This is a genomic window from Rhizobium sp. TH135, assembly GCF_002855515.1.
Classification (GTDB): Bacteria; Pseudomonadota; Alphaproteobacteria; order Rhizobiales; family Rhizobiaceae; genus Allorhizobium.
In genome coordinates this window covers 760,841-784,263 of record NZ_PKRP01000003.1, presented here as the reverse complement: position 1 = coordinate 784,263, position 23,423 = coordinate 760,841, and the positions used below count along the sequence as shown (strand labels likewise).

At 61.3% G+C, this 23,423-nt stretch carries 25 protein-coding genes and 1 tRNA gene; 17 read left to right on the top strand and 9 right to left on the bottom strand.

Annotated elements, in window-relative coordinates:
* Together C0V73_RS12725 and C0V73_RS12720 are read right to left on the bottom strand one after the other, a co-directional pair.
* A partial coding sequence (locus C0V73_RS12725) for a hypothetical protein (protein ID WP_102020327.1) occupies positions 1-247 on the bottom strand: 247 nt, incomplete at its 3' end.
* Positions 248-373: 126 nt separating this feature from the next.
* Positions 374-616, bottom strand: a complete 243-nt coding sequence (locus C0V73_RS12720; RefSeq protein ID WP_102020326.1) for a hypothetical protein — start codon at positions 614-616, stop codon at positions 374-376.
* A gap of 434 nt (positions 617-1,050) precedes the next feature.
* Between C0V73_RS12720 and C0V73_RS12715 the strand changes: the two genes are divergently transcribed.
* The gene (locus C0V73_RS12715; RefSeq protein WP_102020325.1) at positions 1,051-1,737 is read left to right on the top strand and encodes a TetR/AcrR family transcriptional regulator; all 687 of its coding nucleotides are present in this window, start codon (positions 1,051-1,053) and stop codon (positions 1,735-1,737) included.
* 23 nt (positions 1,738-1,760) lie between these two features.
* A complete protein-coding gene (gene ilvC / locus C0V73_RS12710; RefSeq protein ID WP_054151077.1) occupies positions 1,761-2,780 on the top strand; it encodes a ketol-acid reductoisomerase in 1,020 nt (339 codons plus the stop codon).
* 79 nt (positions 2,781-2,859) lie between these two features.
* Here the strand turns inward: ilvC and C0V73_RS12705 are convergent, their stop codons facing one another.
* Positions 2,860-4,053, bottom strand: coding sequence for a GGDEF domain-containing protein (locus tag C0V73_RS12705; protein ID WP_102020324.1), 1,194 nt, complete (start codon positions 4,051-4,053; stop codon positions 2,860-2,862).
* A gap of 199 nt (positions 4,054-4,252) precedes the next feature.
* Here C0V73_RS12705 and C0V73_RS12700 point away from each other — a divergent pair, with 199 nt between their 5' ends.
* The 5 genes from C0V73_RS12700 to C0V73_RS12680 all read left to right on the top strand — a co-directional run bounded on the left by C0V73_RS12700 (position 4,253) and on the right by C0V73_RS12680 (position 8,654).
* The gene (locus C0V73_RS12700; protein WP_102020386.1) at positions 4,253-5,476 is read left to right on the top strand and encodes a PLP-dependent aminotransferase family protein; all 1,224 of its coding nucleotides are present in this window, start codon (positions 4,253-4,255) and stop codon (positions 5,474-5,476) included.
* 117 nt (positions 5,477-5,593) lie between these two features.
* Entirely contained in the window at positions 5,594-6,703 is a 1,110-nt protein-coding gene (locus C0V73_RS12695; protein WP_102020323.1) for an endonuclease/exonuclease/phosphatase family protein, read from the top strand.
* The gene (locus C0V73_RS12690) at positions 6,700-7,437 is read left to right on the top strand and encodes a DNA mismatch repair protein MutT (protein WP_102020322.1); all 738 of its coding nucleotides are present in this window, start codon (positions 6,700-6,702) and stop codon (positions 7,435-7,437) included. The genes C0V73_RS12695 and C0V73_RS12690 overlap by 4 nt, the downstream gene beginning before the upstream one ends.
* Before the next feature lie 74 nt (positions 7,438-7,511).
* Positions 7,512-8,429, top strand: a complete 918-nt coding sequence (locus C0V73_RS12685) for a PhzF family phenazine biosynthesis protein (RefSeq protein WP_102020321.1) — start codon at positions 7,512-7,514, stop codon at positions 8,427-8,429.
* Positions 8,430-8,578: 149 nt separating this feature from the next.
* Positions 8,579-8,654: transfer RNA gene (locus tag C0V73_RS12680), tRNA-Lys, on the top strand.
* Positions 8,655-8,960: 306 nt separating this feature from the next.
* Here C0V73_RS12680 and C0V73_RS12675 read toward each other — a convergent pair.
* Genes C0V73_RS12675 through C0V73_RS12665 form a run of 3 tightly spaced genes read right to left on the bottom strand, consistent with a single transcriptional unit; the run spans position 8,961 to position 11,724 of the window.
* Complete coding sequence (locus C0V73_RS12675; protein ID WP_102020320.1) at positions 8,961-9,752, bottom strand: heme ABC transporter ATP-binding protein; 792 nt, start codon at positions 9,750-9,752, stop codon at positions 8,961-8,963.
* Complete coding sequence (locus tag C0V73_RS12670; RefSeq protein WP_102020385.1) at positions 9,752-10,840, bottom strand: iron ABC transporter permease; 1,089 nt, start codon at positions 10,838-10,840, stop codon at positions 9,752-9,754. The genes C0V73_RS12675 and C0V73_RS12670 overlap by 1 nt, the downstream gene beginning before the upstream one ends.
* A 2-nt stretch (positions 10,841-10,842) precedes the next feature.
* Positions 10,843-11,724, bottom strand: a complete 882-nt coding sequence (locus C0V73_RS12665) for an ABC transporter substrate-binding protein (RefSeq protein ID WP_102020319.1) — start codon at positions 11,722-11,724, stop codon at positions 10,843-10,845.
* A 245-nt stretch (positions 11,725-11,969) separates the two neighbouring features.
* Here C0V73_RS12665 and C0V73_RS12660 point away from each other — a divergent pair, with 245 nt between their 5' ends.
* The 8 genes from C0V73_RS12660 (at position 11,970) to C0V73_RS12625 (ending at position 20,097) form a co-directional block, all read left to right on the top strand.
* Positions 11,970-12,314 (top strand): antibiotic biosynthesis monooxygenase, encoded by a 345-nt coding sequence (locus C0V73_RS12660; protein ID WP_102020318.1) that lies wholly within the window; start codon positions 11,970-11,972, stop codon positions 12,312-12,314.
* Positions 12,315-12,321: 7 nt separating this feature from the next.
* Positions 12,322-12,840 carry a heme utilization cystosolic carrier protein HutX gene (gene hutX / locus C0V73_RS12655; protein WP_102020317.1) on the top strand — a complete coding sequence of 173 codons (519 nt, stop codon included), beginning with the start codon at positions 12,322-12,324 and terminating at the stop codon, positions 12,838-12,840.
* Positions 12,841-12,962: 122 nt separating this feature from the next.
* Positions 12,963-15,569, top strand: a complete 2,607-nt coding sequence (locus tag C0V73_RS12650; RefSeq protein WP_102020316.1) for a mechanosensitive ion channel family protein — start codon at positions 12,963-12,965, stop codon at positions 15,567-15,569.
* A 109-nt stretch (positions 15,570-15,678) separates the two neighbouring features.
* Positions 15,679-15,951 carry a hypothetical protein gene (locus tag C0V73_RS12645; RefSeq protein ID WP_102020315.1) on the top strand — a complete coding sequence of 91 codons (273 nt, stop codon included), beginning with the start codon at positions 15,679-15,681 and terminating at the stop codon, positions 15,949-15,951.
* A 149-nt stretch (positions 15,952-16,100) separates the two neighbouring features.
* On the top strand, positions 16,101-16,925 hold the full coding sequence (locus C0V73_RS12640; protein WP_102020314.1) for a response regulator: 825 nt from the start codon (positions 16,101-16,103) through the stop codon (positions 16,923-16,925).
* 86 nt (positions 16,926-17,011) lie between these two features.
* Positions 17,012-18,343, top strand: coding sequence for a response regulator (locus tag C0V73_RS12635; RefSeq protein ID WP_102020313.1), 1,332 nt, complete (start codon positions 17,012-17,014; stop codon positions 18,341-18,343).
* A gap of 69 nt (positions 18,344-18,412) precedes the next feature.
* Complete coding sequence (locus C0V73_RS12630) at positions 18,413-19,339, top strand: ABC transporter ATP-binding protein (RefSeq protein WP_102020312.1); 927 nt, start codon at positions 18,413-18,415, stop codon at positions 19,337-19,339.
* Positions 19,336-20,097: an ABC transporter permease gene (locus C0V73_RS12625; protein ID WP_102020311.1), complete on the top strand. Its 762-nt coding sequence runs from the start codon at positions 19,336-19,338 to the stop codon at positions 20,095-20,097. Before C0V73_RS12630 ends, C0V73_RS12625 begins: the two co-directional genes overlap by 4 nt.
* Before the next feature lie 5 nt (positions 20,098-20,102).
* Here C0V73_RS12625 and C0V73_RS12620 read toward each other — a convergent pair whose 3' ends face one another.
* The 3 genes from C0V73_RS12620 to cobS are packed head-to-tail and all read right to left on the bottom strand — an operon-like array spanning position 20,103 to position 21,843.
* Complete coding sequence (locus C0V73_RS12620; RefSeq protein ID WP_172450150.1) at positions 20,103-20,804, bottom strand: TIGR02281 family clan AA aspartic protease; 702 nt, start codon at positions 20,802-20,804, stop codon at positions 20,103-20,105.
* Entirely contained in the window at positions 20,801-21,022 is a 222-nt protein-coding gene (locus C0V73_RS12615) for a DUF1289 domain-containing protein (RefSeq protein ID WP_102020309.1), read from the bottom strand. Before C0V73_RS12615 ends, C0V73_RS12620 begins: the two co-directional genes overlap by 4 nt.
* A gap of 35 nt (positions 21,023-21,057) precedes the next feature.
* Positions 21,058-21,843, bottom strand: a complete 786-nt coding sequence (gene cobS / locus C0V73_RS12610) for an adenosylcobinamide-GDP ribazoletransferase (protein WP_102020308.1) — start codon at positions 21,841-21,843, stop codon at positions 21,058-21,060.
* A gap of 141 nt (positions 21,844-21,984) precedes the next feature.
* On the opposite strand from cobS, the gene cobT reads away from it, so the two are divergent.
* Both cobT and C0V73_RS12600 read left to right on the top strand, forming a co-directional pair.
* Positions 21,985-23,007 (top strand): nicotinate-nucleotide--dimethylbenzimidazole phosphoribosyltransferase, encoded by a 1,023-nt coding sequence (gene cobT, locus C0V73_RS12605; protein WP_102020307.1) that lies wholly within the window; start codon positions 21,985-21,987, stop codon positions 23,005-23,007.
* Positions 23,000-23,422 carry a diacylglycerol kinase gene (locus C0V73_RS12600; RefSeq protein ID WP_102020306.1) on the top strand — a complete coding sequence of 141 codons (423 nt, stop codon included), beginning with the start codon at positions 23,000-23,002 and terminating at the stop codon, positions 23,420-23,422. Before cobT ends, C0V73_RS12600 begins: the two co-directional genes overlap by 8 nt.
* Position 23,423: the final 1 nt, after the last annotated feature.

Below are 23,423 nucleotides of genomic sequence, written 5' to 3'. Positions count from 1 at the left end.
AAGAAGCGTTGGAGACGGTGCGGTTGACGAGGGTCACCGACTTGTCGGCGTTGACCTTGTAGATCTCGCGAACGTCACGGCCGTCACCGTTGGAGAAGGTGTGGAAGAAGGTCGAACCGGCCGGTGCCTTTTCCAGCTGAACGTTTGCGTTGTCATAGGTGATCGAGCCCGGGATCGGCTGGACGGCGGCGAAAGCGGCCGAACCGGCAACGAGGGAGATGAGGGCTGCGGAGATGATGGTCTTCATGGTCGTTTTCCTTATCTAGAATTGAGAGACACGCTTGGTGTTCAGCTCAGGATTGTGGTTGTGAGTATGATCAGTCTGTGTTCTCGGTCGTCAGTCTCAGAGATGTGTCTCTGGTCGTCTGGGCGTTCAGTCGCTGTTTGATACGGAACGCGAGACGAGGGAGACGGTCCGGTCTGCATTCACCTGATAGATCTCGTGGACCTCGGATCCATTGGCGTAGAAGGTATGGAAGAAGTTCGAACCGGTGGGAGCCTGTTCGAGCCTTGGCTGCGCACCGCCATAGGTGATCGAGCCTGGGATGGGCTCTACCGCGAAGGCGGCCGATGTGCCTGCGAGGGTGGTGAGGAGTGCTGCTGCGATGATCTTCATTTTGGTGTACCTTTAGAACCTCGCTAATCGAACTGCTCGGTTCGATGAGATGTATTTGGCGCAGAACGCTTGGGATTACAATACCCCTTTGCGCACAATCGAACTGATTGGTTCGGTGAAAATACCCGGTATCCAGGTTGGCACTTGAAAAATGGAGTGAGGAAAATCAGGGAGTTAGGCTGTCTTTTTGCCGTCATTTAACTATGACATACAACGATTATTTTTTATTCTTTTCACCCTTTTGTGACTGCCGTTTGAGCTGTTTCAGCGGTGGCGGGGGCTGATTTCAGAGCCTTTAAAATGTGCGAACTGCCCAAGAAGCAGACTCGGCTCTTACGCATTTGCCGAGAATTTCTTCAATCGGGGGATTGACCTCCGATGCTCTGCCGGACATAAAAGGCCAGAACCGTACCGTACGGTACTAGGAGGCGTCCATGTCCATTGATAGCCAGACCTCGGAATTCACACCGCGTCAGAACGCCGTTCTGGCCGAGGCGCTGCGTCTGCTCGTCGAGGGTGGCGATAAGGCGGTGACGACGGCTGGTCTGGCGCGGGCTGCGAATTGCTCGAAGGAAAGCCTCTACAAGTGGTTCGGCGATCGCGATGGCCTGCTGTCGGCGATGATCTCCTACCAGGCGAGCAAGGTCCGCACATTCGAGCGTCCTGGCGAGCGGCTGACCGTCACCAGCCTGACGGAGCATCTCGATGTGTTTGCCCGTGACCTGCTCGAAGTTCTCGCTGGCGATGTTTCGTTGGCGCTTAACCGTCTTGCTATCGGCCAGTCGAGCCGCGACGGCTCCAAGCTCGGCACATTGCTTCTGGAACGCGGTCGTCGTCAAATCGATCGCCGCGCCCGGGCCTTGCTCGATGCCGGTCAGCGGGACGGACTTTTGCGCTTCGGCGACGGCGAAGACGCCTATCGCACGCTTTACGGCCTCATCGTCAGCGATCTGCATGTGCGCATGCTGCTCGGTGAAGCGCCGCAGACCCACAAATTCGGTGGCCGGGCAGCCAAGGCGGTTTCCGCTTTCCTCGCCCTTTATGGCACCGACCGCGTATTGGCGGGCCTCGACGGGGCATCCCGTTCCGGTTCGCCGACCAACAACATCCACCACAACTGACAAGCATAGGGAAGGACACTACAATGCGCGTCTATTACGATCGTGATGCCGACTTGAACCTGATCAAGTCGAAGAAGGTTGCCATCATCGGCTACGGCTCCCAGGGCCGCGCGCATGCGCTGAACCTCAAGGATTCGGGCGCACAGAACCTCGTCGTTGCCCTGAAGGCCGGTTCGCCGACCATCAAGAAGGCTGAAGCCGACGGTCTCAAGGTCATGACGGTTGCCGAAGCTGCTGCCTGGGCCGACCTGATGATGATGGCGACCCCGGACGAACTCCAGGCTGACATTTACAAGGCCGACATCGCACCGAACATCCGTGACGGCGCCGCCATCGCGTTCGCTCACGGCCTGAACGTCCATTTCGGCCTGATCGAGCCAAAGTCGACCGTCGACGTCGTCATGATCGCTCCGAAGGGCCCCGGCCACACGGTTCGCGGCGAATACCAGAAGGGCGGCGGCGTACCTTGCCTCGTCGCTATCCACCACAACGGTTCGGGCAACGCCCTTGAACTCGCACTCTCCTACGCCTGCGGCGTTGGTGGCGGCCGTTCGGGCATCATCGAAACCTCGTTCAAGGAAGAGTGCGAAACAGACCTCTTCGGCGAACAGGTCGTTCTCTGCGGCGGTCTGGTTGAACTGATCCGCGCCGGCTTCGAGACGCTGGTCGAAGGCGGCTATGCCCCGGAAATGGCCTATTTCGAGTGCCTGCACGAAGTGAAGCTGATCGTTGACCTGATCTATGAAGGCGGCATCGCCAACATGAACTACTCGATCTCGAACACGGCCGAGTGGGGCGAATATGTCACCGGTCCGCGCATCATCACGGCTGAAACCAAGGCTGAAATGAAGCGCGTCCTGCACGACATCCAGACCGGCAAGTTCACCTCGGACTGGATGCAGGAATACCGTGCCGGTGCTGCCCGCTTCAAGGGTATCCGCCGCATGAACGACAGCCACCAGATCGAAGAAGTCGGTGCCAAGCTGCGTGGCATGATGCCGTGGATCGCCAAGAACCAGTTGGTCGACAAGGCCCGCAACTAATCTCGTCTTCGAGATGAAACGAAAGCCGGGAAGGGCAACCTTCCCGGCTTTTTCGTGCGCGTTTTTTGCCTGTCTGCCCCTAGGCTTGGCCGAGCAGACGTTCCGTGTCGTCGTTGTCGCACACCCTGTTTCGGCCGTCTGCCTTCGCCCTGTAGAGGCGCCGGTCTGCGGTGGCGACGAGAGATGCTTCGTCTTCGTGCTGGGCGGCGACTGCCACCCCGATGCTGATCGTCAGGCTGGCCGTGCCGCCAGTTTCGGTTGGCAGCTGGAGTTGGGCGACGAGTGTCCGCAGTTTTTCGGCAAAGGCGGTGGGTTCAAGTCCGTCTGGGCCCTGCAGGAGGACTGCAAATTCCTCACCGCCATAGCGGGCAGCCACGCCGTCCGTCTGCCTGATGCTGTCCAGCAGCAGTTCGGCCACCACCTGCAGACATCGATCACCTGCCTGATGGCCATGGGTATCGTTGAAACGCTTGAAGTGGTCGACGTCGATCAGGAGGAGGGCCAGCGGCCGGCCGGTGCTGCGCATTAGGTTAAGGCGACGGGAGAGTTCCTCGTCGAAGCCCCGTCGGTTGTCGAGGCCGGTGAGTGCGTCGGTGCGTGCATGCCGACGCAGCTGCTCGTTGGCGCGCGTCAGTTTCTCGTTGCTGTCTGCAAGGGCCTCGACCAGCACGCGGGTTTTCCGTTCGGCTTCGATGCGCTTCTCGTCCAGGCCAATCAGCCGGACCATGTAGCTGGCAAGGAAGCCGACATAGGCCGCACAGATCGGCACCATGATCCAGTTGCCTTCGCGGATGGCTGCAGCATTCACCAAGGCCGTGACAATCAGGATCACCAGCAACGTCGAACGCGGTGCGAGATAGGCGCGGGCGGCACTGGACTGGACGATGCCGCAGCCTACGGCAAGGACGACGACCTGAGTGTCGGGGCTGCCACCGGTATAGAGGATGCCGAGCGCGCTGCCCCAGGCCACGCCCGAGACGAGGGAAAGAAGGACAAACCGGTCGAGCCAGGGCTTGAGGGAGGCGTCGGCGGGGCGTCGGCGATAGCTGTAGTCACCCCACCCACGAAGTCCGACCTGCAGCGTGAGGATCAGGCAGATGATGCCGACCTTGGCCGTCTGCCCTTCCAGATAGGGCAGAACGGAAGCGGACAAGATCGCAGCCGCGGCAATCAGATGCGGTGTGATGCTGAACAGAACGGAGAGGTGATCCCACGGGGGATTTGTTTCATCGTCAGTGCCGAGGATGGGGAGGGTAAGCTTTTGCAGCAGCAAGTCATATGTCCTTCAGATTCCCGGGCAAACATAGGGGATTCTTCCATAAGTTTCAGTGCAAGCTCTAAAACAAGCCCGTCATGGTTTCAGATTGGTGAATACACGTCGAGAGGCAAAGAACTCGATAGGTCAGTATTGTTGACCTATCGAAATTTTCGTGGTCTTCTCGGGCCATAACAACAAGCCCGAGGAAACACCGATGCTGAACTGGGATCACGTCTTTGCCACGCGGTCGTCGCGCATGCGCGCGTCCGAGATCCGCGAACTGCTGAAGCTGCTCGATAAGCCAGACATCATTTCGTTTGCAGGTGGCATTCCTGACCCGGCCCTGTTTCCGCAGGCGGAATTCGCAAAGGCCTATGCCAATCTCTTTTCAGACGGGCGCGCCGGGGCCGCGCTTCAGTATTCGGTGTCCGAAGGCTATCTGCCGTTGCGCGTCTGGCTGAAGGAAGAGATGGGCCGGCTTGGTATTGCCTGTGATGTCGACAATATCTTCATCACTTCAGGCTCCCAGCAGGCACTCGACTATCTCGGAAAGCTGTTCATTTCGCCCGGTGATACGGCACTCGTGACTTGGCCGACCTATCTCGGCGCGCTGCAGGCTTTCAACGCCTACGAACCAAAGTATGACCAGCTCGGTACCGGCAATCGGACGCCGGCAAGCTATCGTGCTACGGCCGAGGCGCAGGGGAGTGTCGTCAAGTTCGCCTATCTCTCCACCGACTTTGCCAATCCGACGGGCCAGACGGTGAGCCTTGAGGAGCGGCAGCAGATCCTGGCGCTCGCCGATGAACTCGATATCCCTGTCATCGAGGATGCGGCCTATCAGCATCTGCGCTACGACGGCGAACCGATCCCGCCGATCCTGTCGCTCGACATAGCCCGCAGCGGCGGGATCGACTCTTCCAGGACGATCTATTGCGGCAGTTTCTCCAAGACGCTCGCTCCCGGTCTGCGCGTCGGTTACGTGGTCGCTGCCAAGCCCGTCATTCGCAAGCTGGTGCTGATGAAGCAGGCGGCCGACCTGCATTCCTCCACCATCAACCAGATGGTCGTGGCAGAGGTCGCCGAGACGCATTTTGCCGCCCAGATCGCCAAGATCCGTGCGGCCTATGTGGCGCGCCGTGATGCGATGCTTGCCGCACTCGACAGATACATGCCCGAGGGCGCTCAGTGGACCAGGCCGGAGGGTGGCATGTTTGTCTGGGTGACCTTGCCGGAGGGCATGGACGGCGCGGCGCTGCTGGCGCGGTCCGTCGAGACGGAGAAGGTTGCCTTCGTTCCTGGTCAGGCCTTCTTTGCCGACCGGTCGGGTGCCAACACGATCCGGCTTTCCTATTCCTGCGCCAATGAGGCGATGATCGAGGAAGGCATCCGGCGTCTGGGACGCCTCATCGGGACCGCGCTCGATCGCGCGGCCTGATCGGGGCTGTTGGCGGAGCGCATAGGCAAGCCGCGGGACTTTCGGTTGCAGCGGCGGGGAGGGCGTGGTTGAGTGCGCCCGATCCCACCGCTTGACAGCTCCTTTTGACAGGTGCCCATGTCCATACGCATCGCGACCTTCAACATCGAGAACCTGATCGCCCGGTTCGATTTCACCGGCTTTCGCAATCAGCTGAAGTCGGATCGGGTGCTGAAGCTCTTCGAGATTAAGTCTGAAGCCGACTATCAGCGACTGGAAGCGGCCCGGATCGTCTCGTCCACCGACGATACCCGTCAGCTTTCGGCGCTGGCAATTGCCGAGACTGATGCCGACATTCTGTGCCTGCAGGAGGTCGACAACATGGAGGCGCTCAAGGCCTTCGAATACGGCTATCTGTTTCGCATGGTCGGCTCAGGCTATCGGCAGAAATACCTCGTCGAGGGTAATGACAGCCGCGGCATCGATGTCGCGGTTCTGATGCGCGAAGAGACGCGCGACGGGCAGCGTATCGAATTGCGCGACGTCACCAGCCATGCGGCGCTCACCTATCATGATCTTGGGCTTTACCATCCGGGCCTCGGGCCCAATGTCCGTCCCGAGGACAGGATCTTCAAGCGTGACTGTCTGGAACTCGACCTGCGTATCGGCGGGCGACCGCTGACCGTCTACGTCGTGCACTTCAAATCGATGACCAATGGTCGCGACGGCGTCGATGGACGCACCTCGACCATGCCGATCCGGGAGGCGGAGGCCAAGGCCGTGCGCCACATCATCGAAAATCGCTTCGGCCGTGAGAATGCAAGCGAGCAGAGCTTCGTCATCTGTGGCGACATGAACGACTATCAGGAACGGGTTGATGTCGTCGGGGATCGCCGTTCGGGCTATGAGTTCGTTCCCCATGGAAATCTGCCGAGTGCGCTTGATGTGTTCTCACATGACGGCTTTGCCGAGAACGCCATGCTGCGGCGCGAGTTGCTCGATCGCTGGACGCTCTATCATGCGCGGGGACCGGAAGAGCAGCATCTCTGCCAGCTCGACTATATCTGGCTGTCGCAAGGACTTGCCGCGGCCAATCCGCAAGCGGTGCCCGACGTGATCCGCAACGGCCAGCCGTTTCGCACACCGTTTCCGCCGGGCCAAGAAGTGGAGCGCTATCCGCGTACCGGCTGGGATCGGCCCAAGGCGTCCGATCATTGCCCCATGGCCATCACGTTGCATCTGCCATGAGCCTTTCCCCGATTGACGATACCGGTCTGCCCGCCGATGGCAGCATGCATGTGGTGCGCTCGCTTGAACTGCGGGTAGCGGACGGTCCGCATCCGCTGGAGGTCGCCAAAGCGCAGAGCATTGCTGAGAATTGGGAGAGGGAGTTTGCCGCCAATCCCGCCCTCTTCAACGGCAAGATGATCCTGCAGCAGCAGATCCGCTATCGTGACGGGCATCTGGTGGCTGAGGGGCATGTGTCAAGCTTTGCCACCTTCATGTGGTGGCGACGGCAGCCGGATCTTGCCGGGGCCTGCCACCTGTTCGGCTATCCCGTCCTGGTCTCTTCCGATGACGCGCTGATTGCGGTCGAGATGGCGCCACACACGGCCAATCGGGGCCAGGTCTATTTCGCGGCCGGCTCGCTCGATCTGTCCGACGTGGTCGACGGGCGCTGCGACATCGAGGGCAATATGCGCCGCGAAGTGCAGGAGGAGACCGGCCTTGACCTCGATGAGGCCGAGGCAGATCCGGTGCTTCAGGCGAGCTATCGTTCCCGCCGGCTGACGCTGGCGCGGGTCTTCAGGTTCCGCGAGACAGCCGACCAACTGGTCGAGAGGATCGATGCCTTCGCCCGGAGCTCTCCCGAGCCCGAGATTACCCGCGCGGTCGCGATCCGCAGCGGGGATCCTGCCGCGCACCGCTACGGGGTCGCGATGCTGCCGATTCTGTCCTGGTATTTCGGTTCCGCTGCCTGATTTTACTCGTCTTGCCTTGCCGTTTCGCCTCGGGCAGTGTGTGCCGCGAGCGAGACCTTCAAGGGAGACGGCCCGTGGCGAGAGACTATGCCATCTATGACGTATTCACCGACCGGAAACTGGCGGGAAATCCGCTTGCGGTCATCTTCGATGGCGGCGGCCTCTCGGATGAGATGATGCAGACGATTGCGGGCGAGATGAACCTCTCGGAGACGGTCTTCGTTCTTCCCGCCGACCACGCTTCTCATACGGCCCGCATCCGCATCTTCACGCCGGGGCGCGAATTGCCCTTTGCCGGCCATCCGACCGTGGGCACGGCGATAGCGCTTGCAGAGCGCGCCTATAGCGGCGAGACGGCCAATATGGATCTCGTTTCCGTGCTTGAGGAAACGGTTGGGCCCGTGCGCTGTGCGGTGCGCGTGAGGCCAGGGGAGGCGAGTTTCGCAGAATTCGACCTGCCGCGCCTCTCTGTCCACCACGAGCATCAGCTGGACCGCCAGGGGCTTGCCGATGCGCTGTCCGTCAAGGTGAGCTCCATCGGCTTCGAGAACCACCAGCCGATGGTCTGGAGCGCTGGCGTGCCTTTCCTGCTGGTGCCGCTGCATGATCTCGCGGCAGTTGAAGCCGTCGAGTTCGAACCGCAGCTTTGGGAGAGGGTAGCGCCGATGAGCGAGGGGCGATTGACCTCCGCCTACATCTATTGTCGAGGTGGCGTGCACCATGCAGCCAAGTTTCACGCGCGCATGTTTTCTCCCGATATGGGCATATCCGAGGATCCTGCGACTGGCTCTGCCGTGGCTGCCCTTTCGGGCGCGATCCATCATTTCGACGCGCTGCCGGATGGACATCACCCGATGATGATCGAGCAGGGCCTCGAGATGGGCCGTCCCTCTCACATCCACCTTCACATCGATGTGAAAGATGGCTCTGTTTCGCGGGCTCGCATCGGCGGCCAGGCGGTGCGGCTTGCGACGGGAACGCTCGACCTTTGAAAATAAAAGGAAATTTCTGCTTTTTGGAATTTTTTTGACCAAACAGCCAAGATTTTTCGCGGCGGCGCTGGACAAGGTCCCATATCCTGTTTATACGCCCGGTCACGCCACCGGAAACGGCGGCGGACGTACCGGAAGCCGGTGCAGGCGGGTGATTAGCTCAGTTGGTAGAGCAGCTGACTCTTAATCAGCGGGTCGTAGGTTCGAGCCCTACATCACCCACCATTCTCTTCAAAATCAGTAATTTGATGAATACTGCGAGGGAACGCTATGGCGTTCACCATGACGCTCAGGCTGTCGCTTGCTGCCCATGTGTTGCAGCGAGTCGTGCTCTCATTCGTTGATCTCGGTTCAGTTAGCCGGACAAGTGAGGGTGCGAGTGACGGCACTGCGCATGATCTGCTGCCGAGACGGCAGTGTTCTCTCTATGTTTCCACAGTCTGTCGCTCGTGTTCCCGGTATGTATCGGATTTAGGCGCAATTCCGATTGCGTTGCCCTGTGGATAACTGTGGACAACCTATGTAGCCGGCTCAGCGTGTCGCGCTGAGCCGCGCCTGGGGCAGGACATAGGGGATGGCGGCGCTGGGCAGGCGGCCCACGGTGCCGGAAAGCCCATAGACATGCGCTATCGTCTCATCGTCGATGGTCGCCTTGGGGCTTCCTTCGCGGATCAGGCGTCCATGGTGCAGAATTGCCAGGTGATCGGCAAATTCGGCGGCCAGATTGAGGTCGTGCAGGATGGCGAGCACCACGCCACCCCGCCGGGCAAAGTCGCGGGCGATTTCCAGCACAGAGATCTGGTGGCCGATGTCGAGGCTGGCGGTCGGCTCATCGAGAAAGATTGCGCGCGGGCGGCCGTCCATCTGCGGGTCCGGCATTTGTGCGAGCACGCGGGCGAGTTGAACACGCTGTTGCTCGCCGCCTGACAGGGCGTTGTAGCTGCGGCCTTCGAACCCAGAGAGATCGACGCGGACCAGCGCCTGGCGGGCGGCAAGGTTTGGATCGCGGCTGCCATGCGCAACTGCGCCCATGCGCACCACCTCAAGCGCGGTGAAGGGGAAGGAGAGGGCAGTGGACTGCGGGAGCACCGCACGCTCGCGAGCGAGTTCCAGCGGGCTCAGCGAGGCCATCCGGCAGTCATGGTAGTACACGTCGCCATCATCGGGCTTCAGCTCGCCTGACAGGGTCTTGAGCAGCGTCGATTTTCCAGCCCCGTTCGGACCGATGATCACGGTGAATTTGCCCGGCTCGAGGCTCAGGCTGACATTGTCGACAAGGCTGCGCCCGCCGCGTCTGATGCTGACATTCTGCGCTCTGATCATCACAATCCTTCCATGGCCTGGCGGCCCTGACGGCCGAGGAGCAGCATCAGGAAGACGGGTGCTCCGAGGATCGCCGTAATGATGCCGATCGGCAGTTCGGCCGGTGCGGCGATCGTGCGGGCGACGGTGTCGGCGAGCAGCAGCAGGGCCGCTCCGCCGAGTGCCGATGCCGGCAACAGGAAGCGGTGCGCCGGGCCGATCGCAAGCCGCAAGAGATGAGGCACGACGATGCCGATGAAGCCGATCGAGCCAGCGGCAGCCACCGTTGCGCCGCAGGCCGCAGCGACGGCCAGGATCGTCAGGCGCTTCAGCCTCTGCACCGGTACGCCCATGTGGAAGGCGGCCGCATCCCCAAGGATCAGCGCGTCCAAGCCCCGGGCGACGAAGGGGATGATCGCGAGAACGAAGACGACAAAGGGAAGAATGGCGACGATCTTGGCGGTCGTCGCGCCGCTCAGCGAGCCGAGCGACCAGAAGGTGATGTCGCGCAGCGCCCGGTCATCGGCGATGAAGATCAGGAGGCCGGTTGCAGCCCCCGTCATTGCGGCAATCGCGATGCCGGAGAGAATAAGTGCCGTCGTCGAGGTCTGACCGTTGCGCGTGGCGATTGCGTACAGAAGCAGCGTGTTGCCCAGGCCGCCGAGGAAGGCCATCAGCGGCAGGAACTGCTCGCCGAAAAATGCTTGAAGCGGAAAGAGCAGGGTCGGTCCCAGAACGATGGCAATCACGGCTGCCAGCGCCGCACCCGAGGTCACGCCGACGATGCCGGGATCGGCCAGCGGATTGCGAAACAACCCTTGCATCATCGCGCCGGACACGCCAAGGGCAGCTCCAATCAGGAGGCCCATGCCGGTGCGGGGCAGACGTACGGCTTCGAGGATGATCCGGTTTTGCTGGTCCATGGCGGCCTGATCGCCTGTGATATAGGCGATCAGGTGTGGCAAGCCGACGCCCGTCGGGCCGATGACGATCGACACGAGAACCGAAACGGCGAGCAGGACGGTCAGCAGGGCGATGACGAGCATGCCGAGACCGGAGCGGTCTCCATCGCGCCTGCCAAGGGTCGACATCAGCGCCAGCGTGCTCACGGTCACTGTCCTTCCGGATAGAGCATGCCGTTCAGGTCGCGTGCCGCGTCGGCGGCACGCGGTCCGAGGCCGAGCAGATAGAGCCCGTCCATCGTCAGGAAAGCCTTGGTCCGACCGGCCGGCGTTGCGGCAAGTGCCGGCAGCGCGAAGGCCTGTTCGGCCGTCAAGTGCTGGGCGCCGCCGCTCATGACGAGCACGACATCGGGAGCTGCGGCAATCACCGCTTCATCGGTGAGCGGCTTGTAGCCGGTAACGCTCGATACGGCATTTTCGCCACCGGCAAGACGGATCATGGCGTCGGCGGAACTTTGGCTGCCGGCTGCCATCACGCGGCCATTGGCGAGAGAGAGCGCAAACAGGACCTTCTTCTTGGGTCCCGTTGCTGCCGTCACCGTTTCCTCGATCGCCTTGATGCTGGCTTCGACGGTCTTTGCCAGTTCTTCAGCTTTTTCAGCACGACCGATAGCCTGGCCGACAGCGCGGATCTTGGCCGGGATTGCTGCAGTCTCCGGGGGCGACGGAATGCTGACGAAGTTGAGACCGCTTGCCTTCAGGATGTTGACCGAATCGACCGGGCCGGCACCGGATTCCGCGATGATAAGGTCTGGTTTCTGGGAGAGCACGCCTTCCGCGGAGATCTGGCGGACATAGCCGATGTTCGGCTTGGATGTGGCTTCCGGCGGGTAAAGGCTCGTCGTATCCACCGCCACCACACGGTCGCCTTCTCCGAGAGCGTAGATGATTTCCGTTACGGTTCCGCCGATCGCGACGATGCGCTCCGCATCCTTGGCGGTGGCTGCCGAGGGGAGGAGTGTGGGCAGCAGGATGGCGAGGGCCGCGGTGGCGGAAAGCACCTGGCGGCGCGAGGAGCGAAGGGGCAACATGGATGCGTACAAACCTATGATCCTGGCATCTGCAGAGCCGCCGCAGCCGCCCGGAGAACGCCGATGTTGAGATTGCCATGCCGAGGATCTGGCCCCGACATTTAACTTGACTGCGATACACAAGTTTAAATAGGAAGGCAACAGAGCGTGGTCGTTCCACCGCTGCGGATTTCGGGGTAAGCTTGGTATCCGAAGGCGTGCCCGACCTCGACGAAACAGCATCTTGCAGAGAGGGAAGCAGATCCATGTACATCGCAATGAACCGTTTTCGCGTCGTCCCGGGCTTCGAAGAAGCTTTCGAGAACCAGTGGAAGGCGCGCGAAGGCCGGCTGGCTGAAATGCCGGGCTATATCGAATTCCACATGCTGAAGGGTCCGAAGGCGGACGATCATACGCTCTATGCCTCGCATACCGTCTGGGCGACCCATGCCGATTTCGTTGCCTGGACCAAGTCCGAGCAGTTCCGTGCAGCGCATGCGCGCGCCGGCGAAAGCAAGGTACAGTATCTCTCGGGCCCGCATTTCGAGGGCTTCGACGTCATCATCCACGAAGATCGCTCGGGCAAGCGCTCGGCGCCGGAAGCCGCGTGAGGAACACATGGACACGCTGACGCAGACGAGTGGTGAACGGCGCGAGCGGGCGCTTGCGGCCCTTGCCGAAAAGCCCGATGGCGTGATCGAGCAGATCGCGGCCAAGGCCGAGGTCACGCCCGCAGAAGTGCTCGCCGTCCTGCCTGAAGGGGCAGCCGTGGTTGTGGCGGCCCAGCATTGGGAGCCGATCTGGAAGGACCTGTCCTCCTGGGGCGACATCCTGATGATCGTGCATACGGAAGACATCGTGCTCGAAGTCGAGGGAAGCCTGCCCGACGGCAGCGAAGGGCATGGCTGGTTCAACATCCATGGCGACAGCCCGATCGGCGGTCATATCCGCAAGGAGCGTTGTGTCTCGATCGCCTTCGTCGATCGTGGCTTCCACGGTCGACGGTCCTGTTCGGTCTGGTTCATGAATGCCGACGGCAAGGCCATGTTCAAGGTCTTTGTCCGCCGCGACAAGGAGCGCAATCTGCTTGAAGAGCAGGTCTCGCGCTTCGAAGCCCTGCGTCAGGCGATCGCCTGAGCGTCTCGACGCTAGCCACCGGTCCTCGAGGGCCGGTGGCTGCATGCCTTTAAGTCGTTCTTTCTTTTGCCTTTAACTGGATCTATTGTCCCGCGGTTTCCATCCACGCACTGGACTTCGTCTTGATCCGATTCCGCTTGATTGCTCTTCTCGTCGCGTTCTGCCTGTTCGCGGGAGGCCATTCGCTTCCCTTTGCTCCCGATTTTGCCCAGGCGCAGGACGCCGGCGCCCCGGCGTCTCAGCCTTCCGAGGCCGCGAGCCCGGAAGCAGCGACGCCGGCACAGCCTGCTGCCGCTCCTGCGGCGCCTCAGGCGGCACCTGCACCTGCACCTGCACCCGCACCGGCACCGCAGCGCGACGAGCAGATCGTTGCCGCCGAGCAGCGCATCGAGGAGGCGCGCACGCGGCTTTCGAGCCTTCGCGATCAGGTGGAAAAGAACCTCCAGGAAGACGGCGTTCTGGCCGATCTCAAGGTCCAGGTCGACGCCTTGGGCCGCGAAGCGCTGGCGATCACCGTCGATCTCCGGCCGCGCATCGATGATATCCAGGCCCGCCTGACGGAGCTGGGGGAGGCACCCGCCGAGGGGCAGCCGGCCGAGAGTGCGAGTGTGACCGAGGAACGTGCCCGGCTCAATGCGGCGCGGGCCGAGGTCAATGCGCTCACCGGGCAGGCCGAGGATCTGTCGATCGAGGCGAAGGCGCTGTCCGACCGCATCTCCAACACGCGTCGCGCACTCTTTACCAGCCGGCTGTTTGAGCACACCGATATCAATGGTGGCGTTCTCGAAGAAGCGCTGCAGTCGTTTTCTGCTGATGCCGAGCGCGTTCAGCGGAGCATCACGAGCTGGCTGACCTTTGTCATCAAGTTCAAGGCCTTGCCGCTGGCGATCGCCGTGCTCTTGTCGACGGCGCTCGCCTCGCTGATCCTGTTTGCCGAATACCGGCTGTTCGGGCGCATCAACCGCCGGGATCCGACGATTGCGGATCCCTCCTATCTCAGCCGGTTCTCCGTCGCCTTCTTCTCCACGATCCTGCCGTCGCTGGCACTCAGCTTCTTCCTGGCGTCGGCCTATTTCCTCCTCGACACCTTCAATGTACTGAGGCCGGACATTGCGCCCATCGTCGCATCGGTCTTAGGGCTGATCGGTCTTGTCTTCTTCGTGACCGCGATCTCGCGCGCCGTGATGGCGCCGGCGGAGCCGAACTGGCGGCTGGTCAGGCTTTCGAACAAGGGCGCGCGGGATCTGAGCATCGCCATTTTCCTGATGGCTCTGGTCAATGGCCTCGACTACGTGCTCTCGGTTATCAGTGAGACCTACAGCTCGCCAGTCGTGCTGACGGTCATGAAGAGTTTTGCCTCTTCGGTGGTCGTCGGTTTGTTGTTGTTCTTCGTCTCGTTCTTGCGGCCTGTGCTCTCCCAGACGGGTGAACCGACAGCGCCGGGGCGGCCCTGGCCACGCGCGGTGTCGATCACGCTGAGGGTCGTTGGCGCCGTCCTCATCCTCGCGGCCGCCATCGGTTATGTGGGCCTTGCACGCTTCCTCGCCACGCAGATCGTGCTCACGGGTGCTGTCGTGGCCACGATGTATATCGGCATCCTCACCGGCAAGGCGATCTCTGCACCCAATCAGTTTGGCGAAACCCGCGTCGGCCAGTTCGTCGGCAAGCGCTTCCGGCTCTCGGCCGTCGGGCTCGATCAGAGCGGTATCGCGGCGGGACTGTTCATCTATGCGTTTGCGCTGATCACGGGTGTGCCGCTGATTTTGATGTCTTGGGGCTTCCAGCCGCGCGATCTGCAACTCTGGTTGTTCAACCTCTTCACCGAGATCAATGTCGGTACGATCCGCATCTCGATCTTCGGCATTCTCGGTGGCGTGTTGCTGTTTGCGGGCGGTCTGGTCGTCACACGCTGGTTCCAGAAGTGGCTGGACGGCAATGTCATGGCGCGCTCCCATGTAGACGGCGGCGTGCGCAATTCGGTCAAGACCGGGGTCGGTTATCTCGGCACGGGCATTGCCGGCATCATCGGCATCTCCGCTGCCGGCATCGACCTTTCAAGCCTGGCCCTGGTTGCCGGTGCCCTGTCGCTCGGTATCGGTTTCGGTCTGCAGAACATCGTCTCCAACTTCGTTTCCGGCCTGATCCTTCTTGTCGAGCGGCCCTTCAAGGTCGGCGACCATGTGATTACCGGCGTCAATGAAGGTATCGTCAAGCGCATCTCGGTGCGCGCGACGGAAATCGAGACGTTCCGCCGTCAATCGATCATCGTGCCGAATTCCGAACTCATCAATGCGCCACTCGGCAACTGGACGCATCGCAACAAGGTGCAGCGCTCCGAAGTGCCGGTCAGCGTCGCCTATGACACGGACCCGCAGGAGGTCATCGATCTGCTGCTTGCTGTCGTCAACGAGCGGACCGATGTATTGCGCAATCCGGAGCCGCATGTGGAATTCCTGCGCTTCGGAGCCTCATCGCTGGACTTCGAGCTGCGCTTCCACCTGGCTGACATGGGCGAGGGGCTGCATGTGCGCAACGAAGTGCGCATGGAGATCCTCCGCCGATTTCGGGCACATGGCATCGTCATGCCGTATCCGCATCAGGACGTCATGCTGCATGTCCAGGACCATGATCGTCAGGCGCTCATGCGGCGCAAGGCGAAGCCTGCAAATGTTGCTCCGACTGCAGAGGAATTGTCAGCCGTGCCAGATGATGACAAACTCCTGCCATGAACGCCGCATTCAGCCGCCATTCAGGCGGAATGCGGCACAAGAGGGGCAGAAGCGATCGGGACTGACCGATTGCATTTGAGAGGACGGAGCCTTTGGCTCCGCTGTCGGCATGAAGCAGGTCGTAGCACAGCTGGTTGTCGTTTTGGGGAGCGTTCTGGTCGCGGGACCGGGCCTTGCCGCATCCGTCCTCAATACCGGATCTTCATCGGTCGTGCTTGTCGTCGTCGAGGATGGCACGAAGACAGAAGTTGCCCTTGATGCCGGCGGCTCCGACACGATCTGCGCTGCCGGCTGCTTCCTCACCCTGCCCAATGGCGACCGTATCGGCCTTGCTGGCGGCGAAACCGTCGAGATCAAGGACGGCGTTGCCACGATCAAGTAGGTGCCGGTCACGGCACTAGCCATACCGCGATATTCCGAAATGCTTAACTATGCGCCATCCTTGCTGCGGGCCGAGGGCCTCAGTTAACGGTTCCGCAAAGGGCCTTTGCTAGATGTCTTGCTAATGAACAAGATAGGTAAAGGCTAGTCATGGCAGTTCTCGGCGTTTCTGGAATGCAGTATTCGGGAGAGACCTTCCCCGATATCCGGATCATCCTCGGCGAAGACTCGAACGTCTTCACACAGATGATCAGTCAGCGCCTCAAGGAACTGATGGGCGTCGATATCGAGATCTGCCGGACTTTCGAAGACCTGCAGATGGCGAACGAGCTGTCGCAGGAGCCGGTCGTACTGGCGATCTCGAACATCAACCTGCCCGGCGCCGAAAACGGCGAAGCCCTGGAGTATCTGATCGACTGCAACATCCCGACGGTGGTGTTTACCGGCACGTTCCAGGATGAAATGCGCGAAAAGCTGCTGTCCAAGGACATCGTCGACTACATCCTCAAGGACAATGTCTTTGCCGTCGAGATGCTCGCCGAATCGGTCTACCGCTTCCTCACCAACCACCGCCACCACGTGCTGATCGTCGACGACAGCCCGACGGCGCGCGCGCTGCTGTCGAGCCGTCTTCGCCGCTATAATTTCCGCGTCAGCCTGGCTGAAAGTGGCGCCAAGGCGATCGAGATCCTCAAAGCCAATCCGGATATCGGCCTCGTGGTCACCGACTACAACATGCCCGATATCGACGGCTTCGAGCTGACACGCCGCATCCGCTCGGTGCGTGGATCGCATGAACTGCGCATCATCGGCGTTTCGTCCTCGACCAACCGGCTTCTGTCGGCACGCTTCCTGAAGGTCGGCGGCAACGATTTCATGCTGCGTCCCTTCATCGACGAAGAGTTTTACTGCCGCGTCAACCAGAACCTCGACACGCTGGTTCAGATCAAAGCTGCGCAAGCTCACAAAAAATAGGTGCGACGTATAATTACAGTCGCTACAGTCCTGCCATTAGGAGGAGGTCGCCCGCTGGGCGATCTCGGTAAAGTGGTAGGTATTTCATGTATTTTCCCGAGCAGATTTACGCGCGCGAACCTTCAATTCAGCGCAAGCGGGCCGAGCAGGGGCGAATACTGGTCATCGAGGACTCCCGTTCTCTCTCCTCGATCATGCGCCACAAGCTTGAGACCGATTTCTCCTGCCAGGTGACTCAGTGCGCCAATGCAGACGTCTTTCGGCAGGTCATGCAGAGCGGGCAAACATTCGATGTGGCGGTCGTCGATCTGAACCTGCCGGGCGCCTCGGATGGTGAAATCCTTGATGCCGTGATCGCGGAGCACATCCCTGCCGTCGTTTTTACCGCCGATTTCAACCGGGATCTGCGCGAGCGTTTGCTGCAGAAGGGCGTTGCCGACTATCACGTCAAGAACCACGAGAATGCGATCGACCTCGTCCTGTCTTCCGTGGTCAGGCTGCTCGGCAATCGCGATGTCGGGGTGCTCGTGGTCGACGATGTGCCATCGGCCCGCACGATGCTTGCTGACCTGCTGCGGGTGCAGAAGTTCCAGGTCTATGAGGCGTCGACGGGCTTCCAGGCCATGGAGATTCTCACGCGTCAGCCGCATATCGAACTGGTCATTACCGACTATCACATGCCGGACATGGATGGTTACGAGCTGACGCGACGCATCCGCCGCGAGCACGACAGTGACCGGCTGCGGATCATCGGTATCTCCTCGTCTGCCGATCGCCTTCTCTCGGCGAGCTTTCTCAAGGCTGGGGCCAATGATTTCGTTTATCGGCCCTATGTCATCGAAGAGTTGCAGTGCCGCATCCAGCACAATATCGAAACGCTGGCCCAGCTTCAGCAATTGCGTGTCGCAGCCTTCAGCGACTATCTGACCGCGCTGCCGAACCGGCGCTACTTCTTCGATGCGGGCCCGGCCCAGGTTGCCGGGCGGCTGGAGCGGGGCGAGCCCTGCTGCATCGCCATGCTGGATATCGACCATTTCAAGAAACTGAACGACACCTATGGTCACGAGATCGGCGACCGTGTGCTGCAGGCTGTCGGTTCGAAGCTCGCGCGTCAGTTGGCTGGCAGCGGCCATCTACTGGCACGTCTTGGCGGCGAAGAGTTCAGCGTCCTGATGCTGGGCCTCGATGTCCAGCAAGGGTCGGCGCTCTGCGAGACGCTGCGTTCGGAGATCGAATCCTTGCGCGTGGCCCTTGATGATCAGGATCTCAATGTCACCATTTCGATTGGTCTCGCCGAGATCGCCGGACGCGAAAGCTTCAGCAATTATCTCGCAGCAGCCGACCAGCTGCTCTACATGGCCAAGAGCTACGGTCGCAACCGTGTCTATTCCGAGACCATGCTTTCCGACCCGGACTGATATCGTCTCTGGTGCCATCGTGACCGGGCGCCTATATGTGTCCGACCCGCCGCAGACTGGAATGTCCCCATGGCTCCCATTATCTCCATCAATTCGCTCTCCAAAACCTATGGCAATGGCTTCAAAGCCCTTGATGATGTCAGTTTCGACATCGAGCAGGGCGAGATCCTGGCGCTGCTCGGTCCGAACGGGGCCGGCAAGACGACGTTGATCTCGATCATCTGTGGCATCACCAACCCCAGTGATGGTCAGGTCACGGTGTCCGGCCACGACGTCGTGCGGGACTTTCGCAAGACGCGCGCCGAGATCGGGCTTGTGCCGCAGGAACTGACGACGGATATGTTCGAGACGGTGTTCAACACCGTCAGCTTCTCGCGCGGACTGCATGGCAAGAAGCCTGATCCTGCCTACATCGAGCAGATCCTCAAGGACCTCAGTCTCTATGACAAGCGCAACAATGCGCTGCGCGAACTGTCGGGCGGCATGAAGCGGCGTGTGCTGATCGCCAAGGCGCTGTCGCACGAGCCGCGTATCCTGTTCCTCGACGAGCCGACAGCCGGCGTCGACGTGGCGCTGCGCAAGGACATGTGGCAGCTCGTCGAGCGCCTGCGCAAGACGGGTGTGACCATTATCCTGACGACCCATTACATCGAGGAAGCCCAAGAGATTGCCGACCGCGTCGGTGTCATCAACAAGGGCAAGCTGCTGCTCGTCGAAGAAAAGAACGCCCTGATGCGCAAGCTCGGGCGCAAGCAGCTGACGATCCAGTTGCTCGAGCGGATGGATGCCATTCCTGAGAGCCTTGCCAGTTTCGCCCTGACGCTCAGCGCCGATGGGAAAGAACTGGTCTACGAATATGAGTTGGGAAGCGGAGATGGGGAGATCGCCAAGCTGCTGCTCGCCATCGAAACCGCTGGGATCCGCTTCGATGATGTTTCCACGCGTCAGACGTCGCTCGAAGACATCTTTGTCTCGCTGATCGGAGAGGCCGCATGAATATCGAAGCGATCAAGTCCATCTATGTCTACGAGATGGCACGCACGCGTCGCACGCTGTTGCAGAGCGTCATTTCTCCCGTGCTGTCGACGGCGCTCTATTTCATCGTCTTCGGGGCGGCTGTCGGGTCGCGCATGGAACAGATCGGCGGCGTCTCCTACGGCGCCTTCATCACGCCGGGCCTGATCATGCTTGCCCTGATCACGCAGTGCGTGTCGAACGGGTCTGCGGGGATCTATTTTCCGAAATTCACCGGGACGATCTACGAGATCCTCTCGGCGCCAATCGCCATGAGCGAGATCCTGGTCGGTTATGTCGGGGCGGCTGCTACCAAGGGCATGATGATCGGCCTCATCATTCTGGCAACCGCGATGTTCTTCGTCGAGTTGCACATCGCGCATCCGTTCCTGATGCTGCTCTTCATGGTGCTTACCTCGATCACCTTCAGCCTTGCCGGCTTCATCATCGGCATTCTTGCGAAGAATTTCGAGCAGTTGAGCCTTGTGCCGTCGCTGGTGGTGCCGCCGCTTACCTTTCTCGGCGGGACCTTCTACTCGATCGACATGCTGCCGCCGTTCTGGCAGGCGGTCAGCCATCTGAACCCGGTGTTGTATCTGGTGAGCGGCTTCCGCTGGAGCTTCTTCGAGGTGTCCGACGTGCATCCGCTGATCAGCCTCGGCATGATCAGCCTTTTCCTTGCAGCCTGCCTCGGTTTCCTCGCCTGGATCTTCACGACTGGCTACAAACTGAGGCCCTGAACCGATCAGTCGCGCAGCCTGAGTTCATCCGTCTGCATCTGCAGCGAGCTTAGGCTCGACAGGAAGCTCATGCCGAGAAGGCTCTGGTCGAGCAGGCCTTCTTCCAGCACCACGGCTTCGACATTGGTGCGCACGATCGGCCCGAGGCGGATCTCAGGGATCCGGAGCGGGGCCGCCGAGGCGCGCCCATTGGCGGTCAGCACGGTTCGCGTAAAGCTCAGATCGCCGGGATCGATGCCCATGCGCATGGCGTCTTCATAGCGCAGCGCGACCGAGCTTGCGCCTGTGTCGATCAGCACGGGGACATTGACGGGACCCATGCCGACGGTGGTCTCGAAATGACCGCCCAGCGACTTGTGCAGGACCACTTCCGCACTCCCATCCGCGGTCGTGACGGTTACCGCACGACCGGGCATGAGGCCGGCCAGCACCCGTTCGCCAATGCTCTGAAAGTCTCCGCGGTAGAGGTAGCCGGTGACTAGGGCGAGGGCGATCAAAACCCAGATCGCCATCTGGCGGATGCTCTGGCCGAGTTCGCGCCGTCCCAGCAAGACGCCTGCCGAGATCATCAGAAGGATGGGCAGGGCCACGACCATGCGGCCGAAGTCTTCGTTGTTGATCCCGAAGCTCTGGCCGCTGTCATGGTTGATGATCAGAATGACGAGGCCGATGGCCAGGATGGCGATGCCGATGATGAAGCGCATCAACCGCCCTCACGCTCGCGGATCATGCGGGTGCGTCGCGTCTCGCGCCGTGGCTTGCGCTCCATGTTTTCCATGCGCGCCGGCAGTTCGGACATAATCGTCCGGCGCTCGAGGCCGGTATAACTTGTCCAGAGGCCGATCTCGTCGCGGGTGCGCCCGCAGCCGAAGCAATAGCCGGTCTTGTCATCGATCGAACAGACGAGAATGCAGGGGGATTCCATCGCGAGCCCTTTGGTTTCGCTCCTATATCGGGTTCCTAGACTAGCATGGCAAGGGTCAGGAGAAAGGCGCTCTCGCAGAGTTGTTGGCTGGCGCCGATGGTATCGCCGGTGTGGCCGTCAATGCGCTTGCGGCAATGGCGGGTGAAAGCCGAGACGGCGAGAAGGCTGATCGCGGCTGCCACGAACCAGGCATGAAAGGGCAGCGCGACGAGGCTGAGAGCGAGCGTGATTGCTCCGCCGAGCACTAGAGCAGTCCGCGCTGCCTCCGCGTTAGGAAGACCAGCGGACGCTGCAATGCCGTCTGTGCGCGCCGAGGGCAGGGACGACCAGTGCCAGACCATCAGTGTTCGGGACAGGATGGCAGCAGCCAGCCAGGTCAAGCCGGCAGCCAGCGGGGGCAGGACTTGAATGAGGGTCGACAGGGCGGCGATCCTCAAGCCTGCTGACAGGATCAGCGCGAGCGCGCCGTAAGTGCCGATCCGGCTGTCCTTCATGATGGCAAGCGCTTTGTCGCGGGTCCGGCCTCCGCCGAAACCGTCGGCGGTGTCGGACAGGCCATCCTCGTGCAGGGCGCCGGTGAGCATGACCTGCGCGGTGATCGCGATCAGTGCGATCAGGACAGGTGCTACGCCTGCTAGCGACAGGATACTGATCACCAGACACGCGGGGAGGGCAATGACCAGACCGGCAAGCGGGAAGGCCATCACGGTGCGGCTCAGGCCGCCATCATGGCCGGCGAAAAAGCGGTCCGGGACCGGCAGGCGGCTCAGGAAGGAAACGGCCCTCGCCGTCTCCGTCAGAAGGTTCTCGACAACCTGCATGATCCCAATGTTCCGTATTTCAGCATTCGTTTTCGTCCTCGACCGGCTGCGTCGTTTTTTGAGTTGAGCGGCACGGGTCCGGTCAGTAAGAGAGAGGCCACAAAGCCTGATTTGCTGGAAGATTACAAGGAAGCCCGATCCATGAGCGTTACCGGCCTGCCATTCGACGATTTTCGCGCCCTGCTGCGCGACCTGCCGGGCCCCAGCACGGCGGCGCTCGTGGCTGCGCGCGAGCGTGACAAGCAGCTGACCAAGCCGCCGGGCGCACTCGGCCGACTGGAAGAAATTGCCATGTGGCTCGCCGCGTGGAGCGGCCGTGCGCCGGCCGTCAACCGTCCGCTGGTCGCGATCTTCGCGGGCAATCACGGTGTGACCAAACACGGCATCACGCCGTTTCCGCCGTCGGTCACCCAGCAGATGGTCGAGAACTTCGCGGCTGGTGGTGCGGCCATCAACCAGATCTGCGTGACGCATGATCTCGGCCTCAAGATCTTCGATCTGGCGCTCGACTACCCGACCGGCGACATCACCTGTGAGCCGGCGCTCTCCGAGCGCGACTGTGCCGCCACCATGGCCTTCGGCATGGAGGCAATCGCCGGTGGCACGGATCTGCTCTGCATCGGTGAGATGGGCATCGGCAATACGACGATCGCCGCTGCGATCAACCTCGCGCTCTACGGCGGCGAGGCGGAGGACTGGGTCGGTCCGGGCACCGGATCCGAAGGCGATGTGCTGGCGCGCAAGGTGGCCGCCGTCAAACAGGCGGTTGCCTTCCACTGCGAACATCTGTCCGATCCGCTGGAAGTCTTGCGTCGCCTCGGTGGTCGCGAGATCGCCGCTATGGCGGGTGCAATCCTTGCCGCACGCATGGAGAAGATCCCCGTTCTCATCGACGGTTACGTGGCGACTGCTGCGGCTTCGATCCTGAAGGCCGCCAACCCGTCTGCACTCGACCACTGCCTGATCGGCCATGTCTCAGGTGAGCCCGGCCATCTGCGTGCGATCGAGCGCCTCGGCAAGACGCCACTTCTGGCGCTCGGCATGCGGCTCGGCGAAGGCACGGGGGCTGCACTTGCGGCCGGTATCGTCAAGGCGGCAGCCGCCTGCCATACCGGCATGGCGACCTTCGAACAGGCTGGGGTATCCAACAAGTCCCATGAGTGATCGCGCGCCAAAGAAGAGCGGCGCCAAGCCGCTCGCATCCACCGTCATCAAGAAAAAGACCGGCATCGCGCATCTGTTCGCCGCCGCCCAGTATTCCGCGCAAGGCTTCAAGCGTCTCGTTCAGGAAGCGGCTTTCCGGCACGAATTGCTGGGATTTGTCGGCGGGCTCGTGGTCTTCGCTCTGGTCGGGGCGAGCCTGTTCGAGTTCCTCGGCTTCATCGTCCTGATGATGCTGATGTTCTCGGTGGAAGCCCTGAACACCGCTATCGAAGAACTGGTGGACCGGATTTCGCCCGAGATTTCCACGGTCGGGCGGAATGCCAAGGATCTCGGGTCCTTCGCGGTCTTCTGCTTGATCATCGCCAACGGCGCCTTTGCCGCCTATGTCGTGATCAGCCGGCTGTTCCTTGGCTAAT

Bases quoted from the DNA above. Each gene is read 5' to 3' on its own strand.
- C0V73_RS12720 (WP_102020326.1), bottom strand. From the start codon at position 616: ATGAAGATCATCGCAGCAGCACTCCTCACCACCCTCGCAGGCACATCG.
- C0V73_RS12715 (WP_102020325.1), top strand. From the start codon at position 1,051: ATGTCCATTGATAGCCAGACCTCGGAATTCACACCGCGTCAGAACGCC.
- ilvC (WP_054151077.1), top strand. From the start codon at position 1,761: ATGCGCGTCTATTACGATCGTGATGCCGACTTGAACCTGATCAAGTCG.
- C0V73_RS12700 (WP_102020386.1), top strand. From the start codon at position 4,253: ATGCTGAACTGGGATCACGTCTTTGCCACGCGGTCGTCGCGCATGCGC.
- C0V73_RS12695 (WP_102020323.1), top strand. From the start codon at position 5,594: ATGTCCATACGCATCGCGACCTTCAACATCGAGAACCTGATCGCCCGG.
- C0V73_RS12690 (WP_102020322.1), top strand. From the start codon at position 6,700: ATGAGCCTTTCCCCGATTGACGATACCGGTCTGCCCGCCGATGGCAGC.
- C0V73_RS12675 (WP_102020320.1), bottom strand. From the start codon at position 9,752: ATGATCAGAGCGCAGAATGTCAGCATCAGACGCGGCGGGCGCAGCCTT.
- C0V73_RS12665 (WP_102020319.1), bottom strand. From the start codon at position 11,724: ATGTTGCCCCTTCGCTCCTCGCGCCGCCAGGTGCTTTCCGCCACCGCG.
- C0V73_RS12660 (WP_102020318.1), top strand. From the start codon at position 11,970: ATGTACATCGCAATGAACCGTTTTCGCGTCGTCCCGGGCTTCGAAGAA.
- hutX (WP_102020317.1), top strand. From the start codon at position 12,322: ATGGACACGCTGACGCAGACGAGTGGTGAACGGCGCGAGCGGGCGCTT.
- C0V73_RS12645 (WP_102020315.1), top strand. From the start codon at position 15,679: ATGAAGCAGGTCGTAGCACAGCTGGTTGTCGTTTTGGGGAGCGTTCTG.
- C0V73_RS12640 (WP_102020314.1), top strand. From the start codon at position 16,101: ATGGCAGTTCTCGGCGTTTCTGGAATGCAGTATTCGGGAGAGACCTTC.
- C0V73_RS12635 (WP_102020313.1), top strand. From the start codon at position 17,012: ATGTATTTTCCCGAGCAGATTTACGCGCGCGAACCTTCAATTCAGCGC.
- C0V73_RS12630 (WP_102020312.1), top strand. From the start codon at position 18,413: ATGGCTCCCATTATCTCCATCAATTCGCTCTCCAAAACCTATGGCAAT.
- C0V73_RS12625 (WP_102020311.1), top strand. From the start codon at position 19,336: ATGAATATCGAAGCGATCAAGTCCATCTATGTCTACGAGATGGCACGC.
- C0V73_RS12615 (WP_102020309.1), bottom strand. From the start codon at position 21,022: ATGGAATCCCCCTGCATTCTCGTCTGTTCGATCGATGACAAGACCGGC.
- cobS (WP_102020308.1), bottom strand. From the start codon at position 21,843: ATGCAGGTTGTCGAGAACCTTCTGACGGAGACGGCGAGGGCCGTTTCC.
- cobT (WP_102020307.1), top strand. From the start codon at position 21,985: ATGAGCGTTACCGGCCTGCCATTCGACGATTTTCGCGCCCTGCTGCGC.
- C0V73_RS12600 (WP_102020306.1), top strand. From the start codon at position 23,000: ATGAGTGATCGCGCGCCAAAGAAGAGCGGCGCCAAGCCGCTCGCATCC.